This is a genomic window from Clostridium sp. AM22-11AC, from assembly GCF_003473545.1.
Taxonomy (GTDB): Bacteria; Bacillota; Clostridia; order Lachnospirales; family Lachnospiraceae; genus Enterocloster.
This window is the reverse complement of record NZ_QUCM01000004.1, coordinates 1-21,512: the sequence shown is the minus strand read 5'-3', so window position 1 is coordinate 21,512 and position 21,512 is coordinate 1. Positions and strand designations below refer to the sequence as shown.

The following is a 21,512-nucleotide window of genomic DNA, read 5'->3' as shown; positions in this document are numbered from 1 at the left end:
TTCTGTTATAGTAGTTAGCATTAACTTACTGTTTATTGTACTTCAGGAGGATCTTATGGAATTACGTCAGCTGGAATATTTTATGATCACATGTGAAAAAGGCAGCTTTAACCAGGCTGCAGAGTGCCTTTATACCACACAGCCCAATGTGAGTAAAGTGATCAGTTCCCTGGAAAAAGAACTGGGACGGCCTCTTTTTGAGCGCAGCAGCCGGGGGATCCACATTACCCCCTATGGTGAAACGGTCCGTGAATATGCCCAGAATATCCTGCACAATATAAGCCTGATCAACTCACTGACCGATCACAACCAGGGAAAAAAATTCAGTCTGGCCACTTATCCCAGCAATATGATCTCCCGTCTGTTGACTGATTTTTATAAAGAAATGGGAAATTCCTACATTGTAGAACATTTAGAAGGCACGGTGGAAGAGATCAGCAACCGGGTAGCCCAGGGACTTTCTGAAATTGGCATCGTTTATATTGCACAGAAACAGCTCCACCAGTTCCAGCATATCCTGTCCCACAAAAAGCTGAAATTCGTTCCTCTTGACAGCAAAGAAGCCTGTGTTTACGTTGGTCCAAAGCATCCCCGCTATCATGATGAAAGTATTGACTTTCAGGACCTTTCTTCTCTTTCCTTTGTACGGGGTGTAAGGGATTTTTTCTCTGTAGAGCACCATTTGAACCATGTGAGCCTTGGGGCGATCAGCACAGAGCAGCTCCACTATGCAGTCTATACCAACAGTGATCATCTGACTGTCAATCTGTTACTGAACACAGATATATGCAGCCTCGGCATTAATTTTCTCTATGACCAGTACCGCCAATATAATGTTCGCCAGCTTAGGATCAATAATTGTGAGCCTTTTCTCCTCATCGGCTACATCTGCCCGGATCATGCAAAATTAAGTAAAGCTGCTGAATGGTTTATCTGTCATTTTAAGGAAATTTTATAAGTTTTTTCGCCCGGTTATAACATTTTGGAATAACTAAGCCCCTCCAATTTCATTAGTAGTAAGTTTTGCCTAACCCATGTTATACTTTCTACCGTTCGCCTCAGGCGAATGAATAAACAACATTATGTTCTTTTTACAACAGGAGGAAACTTATCATGAAAAAAAGATGGGGCACAATGCTTCTGGCAGGTCTCTTAGGCACCGCCTTATTAAGCGGCTGCGGTTCATCCGCTTCTGACTCTGCATCTTCTGCTGCAGAGTCCAATCCTTCAGAAACTACCACCACAGCTGAAGGTACAAAGGAAGACCTGATCTTCGTAAACTACCGCGATATCCGCGATTTAAACCCACATTTATATGCCGGCGAAATGTACGCCCAGGAAATGTTATATGAGGGCCTGGTCAATATTACCTCTGACGGTTTTGAAGGCTGTCTGGCAGAAAGCTGGGATGTCAGTGATGACGGTAAAGTATATACATTCCACATTCGTCCAGGCGTAACATTTTCTGATGGCGAAAAGTGTGACGCATATGCCATCAAAGCAAACTTTGACGCAATCCTGGAAAATAAAGACCGCCATACCTGGCTGGAAATGATGCATCTGTTGGTAGGTGTAGATGCTCCCGATGAAAACACTTTTGTGATTGAATTATCCGAACCATATTATCCCCTTTTAACAGAGCTTGGTGTAACAAGACCATTTGCCATGATCTCCCCGAAAGCCATGAAAAACGGCAGCACCAAAGATGGGGTAGAAGCTTATATTGGTACCGGTCCCTATGTGCTGGATGAATTTGTTACCGATGAGTATGCTGTATTCAAGGCAAATCCGAACTACTGGGGCGAACAGCCTGCCATCAAAACCATCACCGTGAAAGTCATCCCGGATAATCAGACCCGTATCCTGGCTCTGGAAAAAGGTGAGATTGATATGATCTTCGGAAAAAATATGATCGACGCAGATGCCATTAATCAGTATCTGGACAGCGATCAGTTTACCGTGGAACTTTCTGATCCAACCTCTACCAGACAGATTGTTCTGAATACTTCCTCTGACATTCTTTCAGAGAAGGATGTACGTATTGCGCTCCAGCATGCAACTAATAAGCAGAATATCTCTGACGGTATTTTTTACGGACTGGAAAAACCGGCAGACACTCTGTTTGCATCCACTGTTCCATATTGTGATATTGAACTAGAACCATATGTTTACGACCTGGAACTGGCAGGACAGATTTTGGATGAAGCAGGCTGGAAAATGGGTTCCGGCAATGTCCGTGAAAAGGATGGACAGCCGTTAAATATTGATCTTCTCTATAATAGTGACAGCGTGACTGAAAAATCCATTGCAGAGTATCTTCAGAGCGAATACCAGTCCATCGGTGTTTCTTTAAACATCCACGGGGAAGAGGAGCAGTCCTACCGTGATAATATGAAAGCAGGTAATTTTGATATGGTATTCAATATCTGCTGGGGTACACCATACGATCCACAGTCCTCTCTTGCTGCCATGCGCGCTCCTGTATATGGTGACTATGCAGCGCAGCTTGGTCTGGATGATAAAGCAGAAATCGATGATGCCATTACCGAGATCCTGATCACCACAGATGAAAACAGACGCCAGGAACTTTATACCTATGTTCTGACCCATCTCCACGAAGATGCCGTTTATATTCCACTGACCTATGAGTGCAATAAGGCAATCTACCGCTCTGATATGAAAGGCTTCCACTTTACCCAGACTCAGTACGAGGTTCCATTCCAGGATTTCTCTTTCTAAATCTGGCAAAACAAACCTAATCTTGTGTATAAAGCCGTCTCCTCTGAGGCGGCTTTGTTCCAGTCGGATCCTTTTATTACATTTATTTTTTCAACGGGAGGTATTATTTTGAAACCCTATATTATCAAGCGGATCCTTTCTGCCATACCGCTCCTTCTCATCATTTCCTTTGTATGCTTCGTTTTTATCAACCTGATCCCTTCTGATCCGGCTGAAGTAGCTTTACGTGTACGCCAGGTACCTATCATCACGGAAGATGCCATTGCTGAGGTCCGTTCCCAGCTTGGGCTGGACAAGCCTTATCTGGTCCGTTACTTTACCTGGGTATTGGACTGTCTTCACGGTGATTTTGGCATCAGTTATGTAAACCCAAGCCGTACTGTTGCCGGAGAACTGCTGCGCTGTATGCCTGCTACTTTACAGCTTGCAGGTGCTTCCCTTATTATGGTGATCCTTTTAAGTCTCCCTATCGGCTTTCTTTGTGCTGTATATAAAGATGGCTGGTTTGACCGGATCATGCGGAGCCTTGTATTTATGACCACTGCCATGCCCCCTTACTGGGTCGGACTTCTGTTGATGTGGCTGATCTCCATTAAACTGGACCTTTTGCCTACCAGCGGAAACGGTACCATCAGGCATCTGATCCTGCCGGCTTTTACTGTATCCTTAAGCTATATTTCCACCTATATCCGCCTGATCCGCAACAATATGCTTGAAAATATGAAACAGGATTATGTACTTTATGCCAATGTACGCGGTCTCCCGCAGAGATCCATTCTGGTAAAACATATCCTGAAAAACTCCATGCATACCTGTATTGTTGCCATTGGCATGAGTATCCCACAGCTGATCTCAGGAACCATTGTAGTGGAAAATGTATTTGCATGGCCGGGACTGGGAACCTTGTGCATCAGTTCCATTTTCAACCGGGATTATCCCGTGATCCAGACTTACGTTCTGCTCATCGGTGTCCTGTTTGTTATGTTCAATCTGCTGTTTGACATCCTGCAGACCGTGTCTGACCCCCGTATGCGAAAGGAGAGCAACTAATGTTACACCGGTTTCTTCATAATAAAACTGCCGTTGGTACAATAACCATTGTACTGATCGTGGCATTCATGGGCCTTTTTGCCCCATTTATTGCTCCACATGATCCCTATGCCACCAATATTCTTAACAAATTTGCCCATTTCAGCAAAGAATATCCCCTTGGCACAGATAATCTTGGGCGCTGTATTCTCTCCCGCATGATCTACGGGATCCGTCCCACTCTTGGCCTGGCTGTGCTGACCATGTTAGGCACCATCGGTCTCGGCGCCCTGATGGGCCTTTTAGCCGGGTATTTTCGTGGCATTACGGAAGAACTGATCATGCGTATAGTGGATGTAATGCTGTCTTTCCCCAGTCAGATCATGGTTTTTGCTGTAGTTGCGCTGCTGGGCATTAACGTACAGAACGTGATCCTGGCAAATGTATTTATCAAATGGGCCTGGTATGCCCGTATGATCCGAACGGGCGTTATGCAGTACCGTGACCGGAACTTTGTCCAGTTTTCCCGCTGTGTAGGAACTCCGGAACGTTTTATCCTCTTCAGACACCTGGTTCCATCTATTGCAGCTGATCTGGCTGTCCTGTCTTCTCTGGATGTAGGCTGGGCCATTATCAATATTTCCACTTTGTCCTTCCTGGGACTTGGTGTACAGGCTCCTACTCCTGAATGGGGTGCTATGTTAAGCGAAGCAAAAAATGTCCTGACCAGTAATCCGTCCCAGATGCTGGTTCCCGGTATTGCCATCGTTATTCTGGTTTCTGCCTTTAACTTAATGGGTGATGCCATCCGTGATGTGTTAGACCCAAAGGAGGTGCTGTAATGTCTGCCGTTTTAAAAGTTGAAAACCTGAATGTAACTCTGACATATCGTAAAGCCTCCAAAAAGCTGGTAGAAGATGTGAGCTTTGAAGTCCACCCAGGAGAATGCCTGGGGATCCTTGGGGAGTCCGGAAGCGGAAAAAGCATGACTGTAAAATCCATCCTGGGTCTGTTAGATAAAAATTTCCAGGTTTCCGGAAGCGCTGTTTTTGATGGCCATGATCTTTTAAAAGAGTCAAAAGAAGAACTTCGCAGGCTCCGTGGAAGCCGGATCACCATGGTACTTCAAAACCCTATGACCTGTTTTGATCCTTTATACCGCATTGGAAATCAGATGGCTGAAACCTTCGCCGCACATACTGCATGGAATGCACAGGAAATACGTACCTGTTGCCTTAAGATCCTGGACCAGATGCAGATCTTAAATGGAGAAGAAGTTCTGGAAAAATATCCTCATCAGCTCTCCGGCGGTATGCTCCAGCGTATTATGATCGGTATTGCCATGGCATTGCAGCCGGAACTTCTCATTGCTGATGAACCAACAACTGCCATTGATGCCGTCACTCAATACGAGATCCTGGAAGAGTTTGTCCGCATTAAAAAGAATAAAAATACTGCCATGCTTTTCATCACCCATGACCTGGGAGCCATCTCCAAAGTAGCAGACCGCATCCTTGTTATGAACAGCGGACAGATCGTAGACAGCGGAGACTTTGAGCATATCCGAAATCATGCAAACGATCCCTACACCCGCCTGCTGATAGAAAAGCGTTCTGCTGTTATGTGCCACTACCGTGACATCTTACATGGAAAGGAGATATCCCATGCTTGAAGTAAATAATGTATGCGTCAGCTTCCGAAGTGAACGCCAGGAAAAGATTTTCGGAACTGCCAGAAACCAGGTGTTGTTTGATGTGTCCTTAAAAGTCTCACAGGGAACCTGTCTGGGAATACTGGGAGAATCCGGAAGTGGGAAATCTACCCTTGGCCGTGTGATCTGTGGTCTTTTAAAGCCTGACACCGGAGAAGTAAAGATCCAGGATGTATCTGTTTATGCCTCCAGAAATGGCCGGAAAAACCTTCAAAAACGCTTAAGTGTTGTTTTCCAGGATTACACCACTTCTGCCAATCCCCGTTTCCGTGTAAAAGAGATCATTGCAGAAGGACTGGCTGCAAGAGAACGAAATCAAAAGATCCGCCTGAACCGTTTGGAAGAGATCAACCGCCTGTTAGAGCTTGTTGGGCTGAATTCCTCCTATGCAAACCGGTATCCCCATGAGCTGTCCGGCGGACAGTTGCAGCGTGTATGCATTGCCCGGGCTGTAGCCTGCCAGCCAGAGATCATTCTTTTTGACGAAGCTATCTCTTCTCTGGATGCCCATACTCAGATTCAGATCATGGATCTGCTCCATGATCTGAAAGAAAAACTGGGGCTGACTTATATTTTCATTACCCATGACCTGACTTCTGTCACTTATCTGTGCGATGATGTGCTTTTTCTGTATCATGGCCGCATTACTGAACACATTCCTGTATCCCGTATTGCAGAAACAAAAGATGACTATGCCAGAAAGCTTTTGGCTTCTATTATCGAATTCAACTAAAGGAGATCTGAAAAATATGAGACTGTCTGACTTAAAAGCCGGCAGCAATACAAAGCAAACCCTTTTACTGCCAGTTGCCAGCCACTATCCCATAGAAATGACTGTTATCTGCGGAAGCTGTCCCGGAAAAACCCTTGTAGTGACCGCAGGTGTCCACGGCTGTGAATATGTAGGCATAGAAACCCTGAACCGTCTGAAAAAGGAACTGGACCCCATTGATCTTTCAGGGCGTATCATCCTGCTTCCCCTGGTAAATCCAGAAGGCTTTTACATGGGGTCCAAACAGATAATCCCTGCAGATGGTCAAAATTTAAACCGTACGTTTCCCGGAGATCCTGAGGGTACTTTTTCCAGCCGTCTTGCAAAGCTCCTTGAAGAAACACTGTATCCTGAAGCTGATTTTCTCATAGATCTCCATGGTGGTGATGTGAACGAAGCTCTTACTCCCCTGGTCTTCTTTCCCACAACTGTTTCTGACGCACTGGCCGCAAAAGCTTCTGCAGCTGCAGCCTCACTCTCGATTCCATATCGGGTCGCTTCTACTGCAAAAAACGGACTCTATAGCTGGGCTGCTCAGTGCGGTATCCCGGCACTTTTAGCAGAACGGGGAGAAAGAGGGCTATGGTGCGAAGATGAGGTCACAGCATGCAAAAGGAATATTTTTGAGTTAATGGCTCATCTTAAGATCAGACCTTTTTCAGATACTGACCTTCACCAGGAAGAGATCTGTCAGGCAGTTTATGAAGAGGCACCAAAAAATGGGTTCTGGTATCCTGCTGTCTCACATGCAGGTCAGAAATTAAAAAAGGGCACCCTTCTTGGCACCCTGAAAGATATTTATGGAAATGAAATTTTCCGATGTACAGCTCCATTTGATGGCGTTGTACTTTATTACACCCTGAGTCTGGGTGTAAAATGCAAAGATCCATTGATCGCATTTGGGGAGATTTAATATTTATTTTGCAGGCGTTGGGTTCACTCACAAACACGCGCTGGCGCGCTCTACTGTCTGCTATCGCAGACGGTTTGTTCGTTAAGGACGCAAGGAAAACAAATGCCGCTTAAAGCGGCGCTTGTTTTCCTTAAGCGTTCCTTATATCCGTCCCCCACACTTCGGACAGTAGTTATAATCTTCGTCTGTCTCAAATCCGCAGCGCATACACTTCTTGTGGGGATTTCCGGAACCTTCCTGCCAGGTGCGGGTGTATTTTCCTTCCTGGACCAGGTGAAGGTCGGCGGATGTGATCGCCGGTTCTTCGCCTCTTAATATGGCTTTTCCGATCTCCGGCTCCAGCTCGTAAATGGCGCTGCAACAGGACATCTGCACATAAAAGCGCTTATTCCACTTAAACAGCGGGATAAAGAAAAAACTGAAATACATATAGGTCATAAAGACCTGACACTGGCTGGTGCTGCCACAGCTTCCGCAAAGAATGCTTCTTGCGTAGTTAAGCAGCTTCCGGCCCTGACTGATACCTCCGATAAACAGCATATTGCTGTCCTCCTTTTAAAAACAAATACTTTATAGAAACTGTCACTGGCAGTTTCTTTCAAACGCATGGAAACTAACAGACCGCCTGATGGCGGCATGACCATACACAAAAATTATAAGTCAGCACGGTACAATGAACAAACCACCTTGTAAACTGTGATCCATTTTCTGATCCGGGACTGCCTCTTTTCTTCTGTTCCTGCTGCCCGTCTTCCTGCATGCATCAGCTCATCCACTGCACTTCTGGCACTTGCCACAGCATAGTTTCCTGTAAGGCAGCAGCCTTCTTCCAGCCGTGAAAATGCTCCCACAAAGCCAAGATTTCTGCTTCCAGTTGGAACTGTTTTAGGCCGGTCTGTAAAATGATGAGGCCGAAGGGGCTGAAGTTTATCTTCTTCGCCCACAAAGGCTTCCGGTTCTCCCAGAGCAATATGCAGGTCAGCTGCCTTTTTCCATAATTTTCCAGAACCGCTGCCATTATCCATAATGCAGACATCCCCGGATCTCAGATCTATCTTTTCAAATACAAAAGCTTCCCGGTCAGTCTCTTCTTCCTGCAGTCTGCGTTTTACATACAGTTTTTTCACTGCCAGACCGGTTCCGCTTCCGTTGTCATTTCCATTTTCAAGCTCCAGATCCGTTACCTGAGTGTTTTCCAGCAACAATACGCCTTTGCGGCGCAGATACTGTTTCAGCAAACGGATCAGCTCCTGTCTTTCTTCCGGTGAAAGAAACAGAAACGGTCCTTTTAATTCCCATAAACTTCTGCGAAATTCCGCCAGATTGCTGTCTTTTTTCAGGCCAAACACACACTGGCACAGCTGCCACAGATCTGTCTCAAATATATGAGGTGTCCCACTGAACCAGTCTTCAACACTTAAAACATCCAGTCTTTCCTCTTCTGTACATAACAGCCGCCAGAGTGCCGGAAGGTCTGCACATCCCAGACGTTCTCCACCTTCTGTTTTTGGAAACGTAAACACTTTTTCCCCGGAACCTGGCAGTTTTCCACACAGTTCCAGAAAATCTTCGCAGTTTTCCCGGCTTACTACAAGAAGACCTGCATTTCCACATGCCTCCTCATTTTCCCCATACACCATAATACTGCTTCCAGGAAAATGGCAGTCTTTTATAAGCCAGACTGCTGCCGCCAGAGAGCTTAAACTATTTCCTATAATATAAGCCTTCTGCTTTCCATAATCTCGGCTGCGCACTACAGCTGCTTCCACAACCGCCAGTCTGGCATCATTTTTCGCTTTTTTATCTTTTTGTATCTGATAAGTCCATGCACCGGCTGCCGCGCCTAAACCTGCAGCCACAGCCAGCCGGATCCATCTTTTTTTATCTGACATAGGCATTTGCCTTTCTTTTTATAAACAGCCCACTTACTGCACGAAGTAATTAGCTAACTGGGCAAACTGCTCCAGGCTTAAAGCTTCTCCACGGACAGAAGGTGATACGCCCAGGCTCTCAATGGCCTTTGTGATCTCTTCTTTGGAGAATGAGATCTCCGGAGAGTTATTTAAACCATTCTGCAGTGTTTTTCTTCTCTGGTTAAAGGATGCGCGGATCAGCTTGAACATCAGCTTCGGATCTTTTACCTGTACCGGCGGCTCCTGATAGCGGGTCAGACGGATTACCGCGGAACCTACATTTGGTCTTGGGATAAAGCAGTTTGGCGGCACATTTGCCACAATATATGGGCTTGCGTAGTACTGCACTGCCAGAGACAGGGCGCCGTAATCCTTAGATCCCGGTCCCACCTGCATACGGTCTGCCACTTCTTTCTGGACCATAACCGTGATATTGTCGATTGGCACATTGCTTTCAAACAGTCCCATGATAATAGGGGTAGTAATGTAATATGGCAGATTGGCAACTACTTTAATCGGTCTGCCGTTGTTGTATTCCTTTACCAGTTCATTGATATCCACTTTCAGGATATCCTGGTTGATAACTTTTACATTGGAATAGTCTTTTAATGTATCTGCAAGGATAGGCAGCAGATTAGTGTCGATCTCCACTGCGATCACCTGTCCGGCACTTTCTGCCAGATACTGGGTCATGGTACCAATTCCCGGACCGATTTCCAGAACGCAGTCATCCTTTGTAATGCCTGCTGCGCTTACAATTTTTTCCAGAACATGAGCATCGATCAGGAAATTCTGGCCGAAGCGCTTCTGGAACGCAAACTGATATTTCTGGATGACTTCAATTGTTTTTTTCGGATCTGATAATTTCTCATTCATTTACGATTTTACCTGCTTTTGTCTTCTTTCTGTTTCTATTATTTTTATATCATTTCGCTTCCACCCGCCAGTGACGGGCGGATCTGCATCTATAAACGGTAAAGCCTTCTGGCATTATCCCAGGTCATTTTCTCCACGGTTTCCCGGTCCACACCTTTGATGGCTGCCAGCTGGTCTGCCACATAGGTCAGGTTCAGGGAAGAATTTCTCTTTCCACGATTGGGAACCGGTGCCAGATATGGGCAGTCGGTTTCCAGTACCAGGCGGTCTAAGGGGGCATATTCTACGGTTTCTACCAGTTTTCTGGCATTTTTAAAAGTAAGTACGCCGCCAATGCCAAGGAAAAATCCCATATCCAGGTACTCCCTTGCCATTTCCTTTGTATAAGAAAAGCAATGGATCACACCACCGATGTCCGATCCGTGTTCTGCCTTCATAATATCCAGGGTATCTTTTGCAGCATCACGGCTGTGGATGATCACCGGAAGCTTTAACCTGCGGGCCAGATCTAACTGGGCCACAAACCATTTTTTCTGGATCTCTTTATCCGGCTCTTCCCAGTAATAATCAAGGCCGATCTCGCCAATAGCCCGGACTTTTCCGTCCTGTCTTTCTGTGCACCAGGTCTCAATATCTTTTAAGCCTTCATCAGACAGTTCTGCGCTTTCACTTGGATGTACACCTAATGCAGCATACATGAAATCATGGTTTCTGGCAAGCTCCAGTGTAGTCTTGCAGCTGGAAAGACTGGCAGCTACATTTGTAACAGCGTCAATGCCATTTTCTTTAAAACTGGCTAAAAGCTGCTCCCTGTCCTCGTCAAAGGCTTCATCGTCATAATGGGCATGTGTATCAAATATCATGTTGCTTATGCCTCCTGCAGATTAAATACATATTTGTCCAGGCGGTCAAAGGCCTCTTTTACCCTGGACAGCGGCAGAGCCAGGTTCATACGGATATGACATGGGCCGTGGAAAGCTACTCCGTCCTGCCAGATCACGCCTACTTCAATGCCTGCTGCCTGAAGCTCTGTAATAGTCTTTCCATGTTTTTTGCACCATTCTGTGCAGTCCAGGAAAAGCATGTAGGTGCCTTCCGGCTTGGAAACATTGACTCCTTCAAAATGCTTTTCAATGTAATCGCAGGCATAGTTTACATTTCCACTTAAGACCTCTTTTAATTCATCCACCCATTCATAACCTTCCAGCTTATAGGCACCAATTAATGCATACATAGATAACAGGTTCATGCTGTTATAATGGCTTAAAGAGGACTCTTTTAAAATGCGGTCCCTTAACCAGTCATTGTAGATAATATGATAACTGCCAATCAGACCAGCCAGGTTAAAGGTTTTAGACGGAGCATAAAGTGCTACGGTCCTCTGCTTTGCATCTTCCGATACAGACTGGGTTGTAATGTGTTTATGTCCATTTAAGAGAAGGTCAGACCAGATCTCATCAGAAACTACATATACATCATGTTTCTTGTAGATCTCCATGGCCTTCTCGATCTCCCAGCGCTCCCATACACGGCCGGTTGGGTTGTGCGGGCTGCAGAAAATAGCTGCATGGATATGGTTCTCCACGATTTTCTTTTCCATATCCTCAAAATCCATGCGATATACATTATTCTCATCCTTCACTAACGGGCTGTGGACAATGTGATAACCGTTGTTGGTCAGGCTCTTTGTAAAACCGATATAAGTGGGAGAATGAAGCAGTACACTGTCACCTTTCGAGCAAAGTACATTTAATGCACTGACCACACCGCCTAAAACACCATTTTCATATCCAATGTGCTTTGGTTCCAGTCCCTCTATGCCATTTCTGGTCTTATGCCACTTGATGATAGCGTCAAAATATTCTTCTCTTGGAGAAAAGTAACCATAGGTAGTATGTTTTGTTCTCTCAATAATCGCTTCCGGGATCGTATGTACAGCCGGAAAGTTCATATCTGCCACCCACATTGGGATAATATCAAAACCTTCCTTCGTCTTCCCCGGCCATTTGATCCAGTCAGCCTCAAAAGGTTCCACTGCAATCGAGTCTTTTCCCTTTCGGTCTAAAATTGTTGTGAAATCGTATTTCATTGTATTTTCGTCCTTTCTGCTGCTCAGAACAGTTTTATCTGCAATATTTTTATTATAATTTCTCAATGATACACTGATGTTCTTGGGATTGCGCCTTGTTGCTGCTGTCAGCTCCTGGCGTATTTCTTCATTTGGGATAAATGCTGTCTGCGCATCCTGATCATATCCAAGATATCCCAAATGGATCAAATACATCAATACATCATCGATCTACTCCTTTTATATCTGCAAGCCTGTTACACGGATACAGGATCATGTTGCTCTGCAACAGATCGTTGTATACATAATAACATGAAGCCGGGTGGTTTACAAGAAAAGCAGCCGGAACAGGCTGTATTTTCCTGTATCCGACTGCTTTTTATACGATGCAAATAGCTGAACCCAACTTACTTTCGCATGATTAAAACAGCTTTCTGCCTTCTACATATTTTCCGGCAACTTCTCTCTCATCCCCCAGATAAATGATACGCTCCAGCCTCTGCTTTACAGTAAGCGGCTGGGGATGTTCCAGACGGCTGTCATCGCAGACCACTGCATCAAATTCATAGCCAGGCTCAAAGCTTCCCACCTTTCCAAAGAAAGCTCCGCCGCCCTTGGTTGCCATATAAAATGCTTCTTCAATGGTCAGTGGCTTTAAGGAAGCATCTAACAATCTCCAGCGAAGCTTGGATGCCTGGATGGACTGTGCCATAGCTGCAAACAGGTTCTCACTTGTTCCGCCTGCCACATCACTTCCCAGTCCTATGTTCATTCCCTCTTCCAGATACCGGCGCACCGGTGCTACACCGGAAGAAAGATTGGTATTGGAGTCAGGACAGTGGGCGATAAATACACCTCTTTCTTTCATGCGGGCAATCTCTTCCTCACCGGAATAAACGCAGTGGGCCATGATCGTAGGACACTCTCCTCCAAACAGTCCAAAATGGTCATAAGCATCCCCGTAAAATTCAGACCAGGGGCATAATTCCTTCACCCAGGCGATCTCTCCCGGATTTTCAGACAGGTGGGACTGCATCGGCAGGTCAAAATCCTTCTGAATTCCTTTTAACCGCTCCATCAGTTCATCGGTACAGCTTGGTGTAAACCGTGGCGTAAGGATCGGTCTTGTATGGTCGTAATTTTTGTCAGCCACCATTTTAAGCCACTCTCTGGTCGCTTCTTCTGAGTCTTTCGCTGACGGCTCCCGCAGATAATCCGGGCTGTTGCGGTCCATATTTACCTTTCCGATCATAGTGGAAAGACCGCTTTCTTCCATCAGATCCATAAGCAAAATTGTCGATTCTTTATGGATTGTTGCAAAGATACATGCCCTTGTAGCGGCGCTTTTTCTCATCTGCTCTGCAAAGATGCCGTATGCTTTTTTCGCATATTCCAGATCTTTGTATTTCGCTTCCTCTGGAAACGTATTGGTCTCCAGCCAGTCAAGAAGCTCCATATCCATTCCCAGACCCCGGAAGGAATACTGCGGGGCATGAATATGAAGATCTGTAAGTCCCGGAAGGATCAGTTGATCTCCCATATCTTCTACAGGGACATTTTTCAACTCGTCCGGAAGCTCTTTATAAATCCCCCGGACCTTTCCATTTTCACAGACAAGATAACTCTGCTCATTGATGCATAATTCATTTTTATCTTTTGTGTATACAATATTTCCCTTTAAAGCAAATGTTTTATTTTCCATATGTTTCCTCCTTGATCTCAATCAGGATTTGTAAACATCAGATCATAAACCCACAAAACAGCCCGTCTGCGTTTGGTGTGCGTATTTGCCCTCCTTTCCAGATGCATGGCAATGAAAAAAGAGCCCCGCCTGCGCGGGACTCCTTTAAAATTCACTTTCATCTGTCACCAAACCCGCACACAGCAACACATAGCCAGGTACTCACAGCTACATGCACTATGTAGTCAACTCTTTACGGCAGTTGGTAGAAACTCCGGACCTATCTCCGGGATATACATATGAAATCTGCTTTATGAAGTTACCTTTATTATAGCCAAAGAAAGTGGATATGTCTAGTAGCGTCCCCTATTCTTTCAAGTATTCATCACAGCAAAAAATGCCCCTACATTTAAAATGTCCGCATTCTTTACAGCCACAGCACTTCTACCTTATCCCCAGCCTGTACCGGCCCACTGCCTGCCGGTATCTCGATCAGGCAGTTACAACCTACCATGCTGCGCATCTGCCCATTTGCCTGCTGGTCTGGAAGCCAGACCTCTTTTCCGACCGCTTTTCCTCTTAAAAAACGACGTCTCCTGCTGTTCTTTGAGAAACCGGTTACAGCAGTAAGAGTTTCCCGACGCAGCTTCAGCTCTGGATCACCCATTTTTAATGACAAGATCTCACGTACAAACATTTCAAATGGAATTGCTGCAGAAAATGGATTGCCAGAAAGCCCTATAAACAAAACACCATCTTTTTCAGCTGCAAGCGTAGGCATTCCCGGTTTCATGGCAATACCATGAAAGAGGATCTTTGCTCCTATGGAAAGCAATGCCTCTTCTGTCAGATCTTTCTGTCCCACGGAAACACCACCGGTAGTGATCACCAGTTCTGCCTGGTTGGCTGCTTCTTTTAAAGCCCCAGTCATAACCTCCAGATCATCTCCCACAGTCTGACTCATCATCACCTGAGCGCCCAACTGATGTAAACGTGCCTTCATGTATACAGTATTCGTATTATATATTTTTCCAGGCGTCAAAGGTGTTCCCGGCTCTACTACTTCACTGCCGGAAGAAACAACTGCCGCTCTCACCCGTTCATACACAGGCAGCTCCATAATACCATTCCCACTGGCAACTGCCAGAGCAGCCGCATCGATCTTAGTACCTGCATGGAGCAGAATATGACCTTTTTTGTACTCTTCTCCTTTAAAACAAATGCTGCCTCCCGGCTCTACTTCTTTATAGATCTGTACTACATTTTCCCCTTCATCTGTATCTTCCTGGCGAAGGACACAGTCAGCACCGGCAGGTATCATAGCGCCGGTCATAATGCGGACCGCCTCTCCTGATCTGACCTGTATATCCAGATAATCTCCTGCATAGATCTTTCCTGTAACTTTTAACTTAACCGGGTTCTCTGCATCTACCCCCACGCTGTCCTTAGAACATAAAGCATATCCATCCTGCGCAGACCGACTGAAAGGAGGCATATCAAGTAACGCAAATACATCCTGCGAAAGTACCAGCCCCAGACATTGTTCCAAAGGTTTTCTTTCTGTTCTTCCCTGTGTTACATGATCCATAAGGATATCCAATGCCTGTTCCAAACTGATGCGCATGATCGTTCCTCCTGTGTTTGCTTATGCTGCTAAAATTTCTTTGTATCCTGCCAAATTTCTTCGACATTTCCATCTTTGTATATCGTTTCACAAAATATTATACCTGAAATAAAACCCCTGTCAATTTAACATTTCTTCTGGATGGCAGAAAATACGTCATATCTATCTGCAGCTCGCCGGCAAATGTAAACTGATGTAAATAAAAGTTTGCATTTCTACCATTTTTCCCATTCATCTTACGCCCACATAAACTGGAACAATCACGTTTTCTCTTATTTTTCTCAATTTGGCATCATTTTTGCTTTTAATGATAACAGGAACTGGATCGTATATCCAATACAGAGAGGAGAACGCATATGTCATTACCAAAAAGAATTGAAATTACAGAAGTAGGCCCAAGAGACGGCTGGCAGAACCATAAAGCTATGATCATCCCAACAGAGGTAAAAGCAAAATATGTGAAAAAAATGATCGATGCCGGCGCTGATAAGATCGAAGTTACTTCTTTCGTCAATCCAAAAGCCGTTCCACAGATGGCAAATGCCAAGGACCTGGTTGCCCTGGTACAGCCTTATGCAAAAGAAAAGGGATGTCAAACCATCGGTCTTTCTTTAAATAAGCGTGGTGTAGATGATGCGGTAGCTGCCGGTGTAGACTATGTTGGTTTCGGTATTTCCGTCAGCGAAGAACATAATAAACGCAATTCCAACCGTAAAAAGATCAATTTTGATGTATGCGGACTTTCATTCAAGCATTTTGTACTGTTTTTCGCCGTTGTTTTTGTCAGTGCCTATCTGGGATTTATGCCTACTGTGACCATTTATTCCAATTCGGCAGGTGCCTTTACTGCAACTACATTTGTCGGGTCTGTAGCCTTTCTTATGGCAGTAGGCGGTGTCTTTTTCTGGCTTGGAAATACCATTCCTATTTTAAATAACTATTTAGGCGGAGCCTGTCTTCTGCCACTCCTTGGTGCCTCTTTGATGAATTATCTGGGACTGGTACCTGAACCTTTAGCAAATGGTGTCCGCATGGTCATGAAGGGCGGTTTCCAGGATATGTACGTTGCCATGCTCCTTATCGGATCTGTTCTTGTAATGGACCGGAAACTGATCTTAAGCGCAACCGCCCGCTATCTGCCAACCATCATCGGAAGCCAGGTCTTTGCTCTTGGTTTCTGTATGATCGGCGGTGCCATTACTGGTTTTGGAGCAAAAGAAGGTCTTTTCTATATCGGCGCTCCCTGTATGTCCGGCGGTTCCGCAGGTGCTATTACTACCCTTCCTTCTCTGTACAGCGCCTTATCCGGACAGGACATGACCGGTATGGCAGGACAATTCCTCTGCTACGCTTCTATCGCCAATATCCTTGCAGTGCTCATGGCAGCTGTAGGCGGCGCTGTAACTGCTAAAATGAGCGGCTGGAACGGTGGCGGAAGGATACTGGTAAGCCAGAGCGCAGAAGAATTAAAAGAAGAAAAACGGGCCGGCACCAGTGCCGACTACAAAAAACTGGGAAGTGGCATTTTTATGTCACTGGTGATCTACCTCTTAGGTGATATCTTAGGCAAACTTCCGGGAACCAGCGTGATCGCCGGCCTGGCATGGTCCATTATTATCGCGATTGTAATTAAATGTACGGGTATTCTTTCTGATGATATAGCTGATAATTGTGTTTACTCCATGAATTTTGCCTTAAAAGCCCTCCTGCCTATGCTGGTTGCAGGAATTGGCATCAATTCCTTAAAGATCACCGACCTGACCAAGTTTTTCAGCCCTGGTGTCTTTGCCGTTATCTTCTTTGGCGTCCTGGGTGCTTTTATCGGTGCCATGATATTTGCCAAACTGGCGGGGCTGTTCCCTTACGAAGCAGGTGTAACTGCAGGTCTTTGCTGCTGTAACATCGGTGGAAGCGGGGATCTGGCTGTTTTAACAGCTGCTGACCGTATGAACCTTCTGGCATTTGCCTCTATCTCTACACGAATTGGCGGTGCTTTGATGGTCGTATGGCTGGGATTTTTGTATCCACTGTTAATGAAATAGCCTGCTGGAAACCATTAAAACTTATTGCTGATAATTCTCTCCTGAAATATTACATAGTAACTGACAAACAGGGACCCATCTGTGCCAGTCCGGGTACAGTTTGGGGCCCTGTATTTTATAAGGTGGTTTGTATATGAAATTTGTAAAACGTATTGTGATCTATCTGGCCGGATTGTTTTTCGTTGCCCTGGGAGTTGCATTTTCCGTCAATTCCAATCTGGGCGTATCTCCGGTCAATTCACTGCCCTATGTGGTAAGCCGGATCCTTGGAAAAGACCTTGGAACCTGTGTGACCGTTATCTTTATCGGCTATATCCTGATCCAGATCCTGCTTTTAAGAAAGGCTTTCCGCCCTCTGGATCTTGCCCAGATCCTCTGCTCCTTTGCCTTTGGATATTTCGTTGACCTGACAGAAACCCTTCTTGGAAGCTTCTGCCTTCCCGGCTATCCCGGAAGGCTTGTAATGCTTGCCATCAGTATTTTCCTCGTTGCTTTTGGCATCTGCCTATATCTGGACACCGACCTGATCGTCATGCCTATGGAAGGCCTTACCGCAGCCATGAATAAAACTGTTTTTCCTAAAAAAGCCTTTCATGAAGTAAAAGTGATCCTGGATTGTACGGTAGTTGTTGTAGGTATTGTCCTGTGTTTTGTTTTCCTTGGAGAACTTCAGGGAATACGGGAAGGAACTGTACTGTGCGCCCTGTTAGTTGGAAAAGTGATGAAACCTATGCAGAAAGTGCTGGTTCCGACTGTAAAGAGATTTTGTTGATAACTTTCAACACATACTTCAAACTTAACAGCCCCTTTCGTGGGGCTGTTTTGCGTAAATCTATGTCACTTATTTTTCTTTTAGGCACATCAAATCTTACTTAAAAAATCCTCTTCCGAATTCGATCTGGCTGCCTTTTTAACCCATGCGCTTAGACGCTCTGCATCTGTTTCAGTCAAGATCATTTCACGGGTTTTCTCCGATACGGGACCAGTTTCTTCAAGTATATCCAAAATACTTTTCGCTATTCCCCAAGCCACTCCTTTCTTCATTCCACGTTCCAAACCGATAGATAAAATGCTCATCCTTACAGCCTCCCATTCTTCTGATTGCTTTATCTCTGTCACAATCTCATCTAATTGCGCTATGCGCTCATCTTTTACTAAAATTTCAGAATTTTCCAAAGTCGTATGTTTCATATACTGCAGCAGGCTTACTAATACAGGCTCTCCCTTTTTGCTGGTCATATTTAAAAATATCTTTTTAGTTCCATCTTCCAGATGCAAGTCCCTTATTTCTTCGCACTGCTCTGTAAAAGTATATTTTGCCAGCCCTTTTCCAAATATATCCTTCTGGGTGATAAATGTAATGATCGTAGGTGGCAGATGTTTATACCGGGTCTTTCTTCCCGATTTTAATAAAGGCGTATCGATCAGTCCCTGATAAAATCTCGCCCTGCGCCGCATATCATCCTGCTCTGTATCATTTTGCATTTCCGTTGCAAAATTGCGTCCTGAAATGTCTGTTGCCCTTGCGTCTAAACGGATTGCCCGCTGCCCGCTCTTATTCAGGATCACCTCTTCTACATATACTTCCTTCAGTTTTAAATTTTTTTCCCCTGTTATAATACTTAAAACATTTCTGTGTGCTGTTTTGTTTTTCATAACAGATAAAAATAAGGCAAAATCACAGAGATTAAACTCCCTATTTTCCAGCTACATCTCATGATCGGTTATTTCCGGTTCCCATACACTGTTTGACATAGGCATCGTCCTTTCTGTTAGTCGGCAGAAAGTTTTCTCTGTACTCTCTGCCTGTTTCATTGGTTTGTGATTTAAGCAAAGAGTTTCAGATAAGATGCTGTTTTGGATACAGCTTAGAAATATAGAATATTTAGAATATATTTGAAATCCTGCTTATATTCAGAATAGCAGTTTTCTCTTAAAATGTCCAGTATATGCGCGAAAAAGGGAGGGGAATATTTTTCCTCTCCCTTTATCTCTTTATATTTCAATTATATGCGCCCAAATTTCTACTATTACAAACATGAAATACATTTATTTACTGATCATTAGCAGATCTCAGCTCCGGCTGGCATCTTCTTTTCCGGTACCATTAAGGACAGATTTCCCTCTGCGTCTTCTGCACACAGGATCATGCCTTCGGATACGACTCCGGCTAATTTAGCAGGCTTTAAGTTGGTTACTACCATAACTTTCTTTCCTACCATTTCCTCTGGTGAGTAATGAGCCTTGATACCGCTTACGATCTGGCGGGTCTTGGTTCCGATCTTTACCTGGGAGCAGAGAAGCTTTTTGGACTTCGGTACTGCTTCGCACTTAACGATCTCACCGATCTGGAACTGCAGTTTTGCAAAATCATCGTAGGTGATCTCTGCCTTTGGCTCTAAGTCAATGCCATCATCCTCAGCTGCCTCTTCTGCAGGTTTTGCAGCTTCTGCTGCAGCTGCGCGCATTTCCTCTACTTTTGCCATAACTTCCTTGATATCCATACGTGCAAAGAGGATCTCAGGCTTGTCTGTTACCTTATTTCCTGAAAGATACAGACCGAAGGTATCCATTTCATCCAGCTCTCTCTTCTTTGTATTTAACTGAGCCAGGATCTTCTCAGAAGTCTCAGGCATAAATGACTCTAACAGGGAAGCGCCGATGGTGATCGCCTCTGTCAGGTTGTAAAGAACCGTTGCAAGGCGGTCTTTCTTAGCCTCGTCCTTTGCAAGAGTCCATGGAGTTGTCTCATCAATGTACTTGTTGCATCTTCTGAAGATACCGAAGATCTCTGTAATGGCATCTGCTACACGCAGCTGGGCCATCTTTGCGTCTACCTTCTTTACTTCCTCTAATACAACAGCCTTTAAGTCTTCGTCAACAGCTTCTGCAACGCCCTTGTTTTCTACAACGCCGCCAAAGTACTTGTTGCTCATGGAAATGGTACGGTTTACAAGGTTTCCAAGGATATTTGCCAGGTCAGAGTTCATACGCTCTACCATCAGCTCCCAGGAGATAACGCCGTCATTTTCAAATGGCATTTCATGAAGCACGAAGTAACGTACTGCATCTACGCCAAAGAAATCTACCAGAGTATCTGCATAGAGAACATTTCCCTTGGACTTGCTCATCTTGCCATCGCCCTGAAGCAGCCATGGATGACCAAATACCTGCTTTGGAAGCGGTACGCCTAAAGCCATCAGGAAGATCGGCCAGTAAATAGTATGGAAACGGATAATGTCCTTACCGATCAGGTGCAGGTCTGCAGGCCAGTATTTCTTAAACTGGTCAGTGCTGTTTCCATCACAGTCATAGCCGACACCGGTAATATAGTTGGTCAGCGCATCCAGCCATACATAGGTAACATGCTTTGGATCAAAGGTTACCGGAATACCCCAGTCAAAGGTAGTTCTGGATACACACAGATCCTGAAGTCCTGGAAGAAGGAAGTTGTTCATCATCTCATTCTTTCTGGAAACAGGCTGGATAAACTCTGGATGAGAATTAATGTACTCGATCAGCTGCGGTGCATATTTGCTCATACGGAAGAAATATGCCTCTTCCTTTGCCGGCTTAACCTCTCTGCCGCAGTCAGGGCACTTGCCGTCTACTAACTGGGATGGAGTCCAGAAAGACTCACATGGAGTACAGTAAAGTCCCTCATAAGCACCTTTGTAGATATCTCCCTGGTCATAGAGTTTTTTAAAGATCTTCTGTACCTGTGCTTCGTGGTCAGCATCTGTGGTACGGATAAATTTATCATAAGAAGTATTCATCAGATCCCAGATACGCTTGATCTCGCCTGCAGCCTTATCTACAAACTCCTTTGGAGTGATGCCTGCAGCCTCTGCCTTCTCCTCGATCTTCTGTCCGTGCTCATCGGTACCGGTCTGGAAGAACACATCGTATCCCTGAGCTCTCTTATATCTTGCAATACTGTCTGCCAGCACGATCTCATAGGTGTTGCCGATATGCGGCTTACCGGAAGCATATGCGATGGCAGTTGTAATATAATACGGTTTTTTCTTACAATCCTGACACATATTTTAAATCCCTCTTTCCAGCCCCCTTTTGGGGCATTCTAATGATGTAAGTATAAGCGTTTACAGGGCTTTCGTCAAGACGCCCTATGCCACATACGTTG

The 21,512-nt window shown here is 45.0% G+C and carries 18 protein-coding genes and 1 riboswitch; of the genes, 9 read left to right on the top strand and 9 right to left on the bottom strand.

Annotated elements, in window-relative coordinates; translation table 11 throughout:
* Positions 1-55: 55 nt before the first annotated feature.
* The 7 genes from DW251_RS05255 to DW251_RS05225 all read left to right on the top strand — a co-directional run bounded on the left by DW251_RS05255 (position 56) and on the right by DW251_RS05225 (position 7,164).
* Positions 56-958: a LysR family transcriptional regulator gene (locus tag DW251_RS05255; protein ID WP_118300430.1), complete on the top strand. Its 903-nt coding sequence runs from the start codon at positions 56-58 to the stop codon at positions 956-958.
* A 155-nt stretch (positions 959-1,113) separates the two neighbouring features.
* Complete coding sequence (gene nikA, locus DW251_RS05250; protein ID WP_021871229.1) at positions 1,114-2,739, top strand: nickel ABC transporter substrate-binding protein; 1,626 nt, start codon at positions 1,114-1,116, stop codon at positions 2,737-2,739.
* Between the two features lie 108 nt (positions 2,740-2,847).
* Positions 2,848-3,789, top strand: coding sequence for a nickel/cobalt ABC transporter permease (opp1B, locus tag DW251_RS05245; RefSeq protein ID WP_021871230.1), 942 nt, complete (start codon positions 2,848-2,850; stop codon positions 3,787-3,789).
* Positions 3,789-4,610: a nickel/cobalt ABC transporter permease gene (opp1C, locus tag DW251_RS05240; protein ID WP_118300429.1), complete on the top strand. Its 822-nt coding sequence runs from the start codon at positions 3,789-3,791 to the stop codon at positions 4,608-4,610. The genes opp1B and opp1C overlap by 1 nt, the downstream gene beginning before the upstream one ends.
* Entirely contained in the window at positions 4,610-5,440 is an 831-nt protein-coding gene (locus DW251_RS05235; protein ID WP_118300428.1) for an ABC transporter ATP-binding protein, read from the top strand. The genes opp1C and DW251_RS05235 overlap by 1 nt, the downstream gene beginning before the upstream one ends.
* Complete coding sequence (locus DW251_RS05230) at positions 5,433-6,212, top strand: dipeptide/oligopeptide/nickel ABC transporter ATP-binding protein (RefSeq protein ID WP_021871233.1); 780 nt, start codon at positions 5,433-5,435, stop codon at positions 6,210-6,212. Before DW251_RS05235 ends, DW251_RS05230 begins: the two co-directional genes overlap by 8 nt.
* A gap of 16 nt (positions 6,213-6,228) precedes the next feature.
* Positions 6,229-7,164: a M14 family metallopeptidase gene (locus tag DW251_RS05225; protein WP_118300427.1), complete on the top strand. Its 936-nt coding sequence runs from the start codon at positions 6,229-6,231 to the stop codon at positions 7,162-7,164.
* Positions 7,165-7,305: 141 nt separating this feature from the next.
* Here DW251_RS05225 and DW251_RS05220 read toward each other — a convergent pair whose 3' ends face one another.
* From DW251_RS05220 to glp, 7 genes are all read right to left on the bottom strand, one after another.
* Positions 7,306-7,704: a zinc ribbon domain-containing protein gene (locus DW251_RS05220; protein WP_021871235.1), complete on the bottom strand. Its 399-nt coding sequence runs from the start codon at positions 7,702-7,704 to the stop codon at positions 7,306-7,308.
* A 113-nt stretch (positions 7,705-7,817) separates the two neighbouring features.
* Positions 7,818-9,056 carry an oleate hydratase gene (locus tag DW251_RS05215; RefSeq protein WP_182433583.1) on the bottom strand — a complete coding sequence of 413 codons (1,239 nt, stop codon included), beginning with the start codon at positions 9,054-9,056 and terminating at the stop codon, positions 7,818-7,820.
* A 33-nt stretch (positions 9,057-9,089) separates the two neighbouring features.
* Positions 9,090-9,953 (bottom strand): 16S rRNA (adenine(1518)-N(6)/adenine(1519)-N(6))-dimethyltransferase RsmA, encoded by an 864-nt coding sequence (gene rsmA, locus DW251_RS05210; RefSeq protein ID WP_021871237.1) that lies wholly within the window; start codon positions 9,951-9,953, stop codon positions 9,090-9,092.
* A gap of 89 nt (positions 9,954-10,042) precedes the next feature.
* Positions 10,043-10,816 (bottom strand): TatD family hydrolase, encoded by a 774-nt coding sequence (locus DW251_RS05205; RefSeq protein ID WP_118300425.1) that lies wholly within the window; start codon positions 10,814-10,816, stop codon positions 10,043-10,045.
* A 5-nt stretch (positions 10,817-10,821) separates the two neighbouring features.
* The gene (locus tag DW251_RS05200) at positions 10,822-12,042 is read right to left on the bottom strand and encodes an aminotransferase class I/II-fold pyridoxal phosphate-dependent enzyme (protein ID WP_118300515.1); all 1,221 of its coding nucleotides are present in this window, start codon (positions 12,040-12,042) and stop codon (positions 10,822-10,824) included.
* A gap of 400 nt (positions 12,043-12,442) precedes the next feature.
* On the bottom strand, positions 12,443-13,723 hold the full coding sequence (locus DW251_RS05195) for an amidohydrolase family protein (protein WP_118300424.1): 1,281 nt from the start codon (positions 13,721-13,723) through the stop codon (positions 12,443-12,445).
* A 201-nt stretch (positions 13,724-13,924) separates the two neighbouring features.
* Positions 13,925-14,021, bottom strand: a riboswitch (purine riboswitch).
* Between the two features lie 108 nt (positions 14,022-14,129).
* Positions 14,130-15,326 (bottom strand): gephyrin-like molybdotransferase Glp, encoded by a 1,197-nt coding sequence (gene glp, locus DW251_RS05190; RefSeq protein ID WP_118300423.1) that lies wholly within the window; start codon positions 15,324-15,326, stop codon positions 14,130-14,132.
* 356 nt (positions 15,327-15,682) lie between these two features.
* Here glp and DW251_RS05185 point away from each other — a divergent pair, with 356 nt between their 5' ends.
* Together DW251_RS05185 and DW251_RS05180 are read left to right on the top strand one after the other, a co-directional pair.
* Complete coding sequence (locus tag DW251_RS05185; protein ID WP_118300422.1) at positions 15,683-17,368, top strand: 2-hydroxycarboxylate transporter family protein; 1,686 nt, start codon at positions 15,683-15,685, stop codon at positions 17,366-17,368.
* Between the two features lie 133 nt (positions 17,369-17,501).
* Positions 17,502-18,140: a DUF6198 family protein gene (locus DW251_RS05180; RefSeq protein WP_118300421.1), complete on the top strand. Its 639-nt coding sequence runs from the start codon at positions 17,502-17,504 to the stop codon at positions 18,138-18,140.
* Positions 18,141-18,229: 89 nt separating this feature from the next.
* Here DW251_RS05180 and DW251_RS05175 read toward each other — a convergent pair whose 3' ends face one another.
* Positions 18,230-18,937 (bottom strand): hypothetical protein, encoded by a 708-nt coding sequence (locus DW251_RS05175; RefSeq protein WP_182433582.1) that lies wholly within the window; start codon positions 18,935-18,937, stop codon positions 18,230-18,232.
* Positions 18,938-19,431: 494 nt separating this feature from the next.
* A complete protein-coding gene (gene metG, locus DW251_RS05170; protein WP_021871245.1) occupies positions 19,432-21,411 on the bottom strand; it encodes a methionine--tRNA ligase in 1,980 nt (659 codons plus the stop codon).
* Positions 21,412-21,512: the final 101 nt, after the last annotated feature.